This window comes from Shigella sp. FC1544, from assembly GCF_001722145.1.
GTDB classification, from domain to species: Bacteria; Pseudomonadota; Gammaproteobacteria; order Enterobacterales; family Enterobacteriaceae; genus Escherichia; species Escherichia coli.
Window position 1 is genome coordinate 1 of the sequence record NZ_MECT01000440.1, and the last position, 463, is coordinate 463.

The following is a 463-nucleotide window of genomic DNA, read 5'->3' on the forward strand; positions in this document are numbered from 1 at the left end:
ATACCTGACACATCGCTTCAATGGGAAATTGTTGTCGCCATTGTTCGATTAACGCGTATTTTTCAGCGACTCCTGTGCAAAATACGCTGTTGCTTTTTTTAATATATCTCGCTCAAGGCGAGCTTCATTTAACGCCTTACGCAGTTGCAGAATTTCAGATTCCAGTTCAGCCACCGTGCGGGAACCAGGAGTACCGAGCCCTTTTCTGGCGGCGGTAACCCATTGTCCTAAAGTGCCTTCAGGAAGGGATAATCGGGAAGCGCCTTCACTGATCGAAAGTTGATTTTCAAGAACCGTTCTGACAGCTTCGGCTTTGAACTCTTTAGAGTAACGTTGGTTTTTTCTGCTCATTATTAGCTCCTTCGTAAGCGTACAGCCTGAACCGTCTGGTCAGAATCTGACGAATTAGACAAAGTGGTGTCCACCAAATAAGTAGTGGGAACCAAAGTGTCAGATATGCAGA

Annotated in this window: 1 pseudogene; it reads right to left on the reverse strand. The window is 45.6% G+C overall.

Features of this window, described 5'->3' with window-relative positions:
- A pseudogene (locus BGK49_RS17785) lies at window positions 1-351 on the reverse strand (transposase); the annotation flags it as partial.
- Window positions 352-463 lie beyond the last annotated feature (112 nt).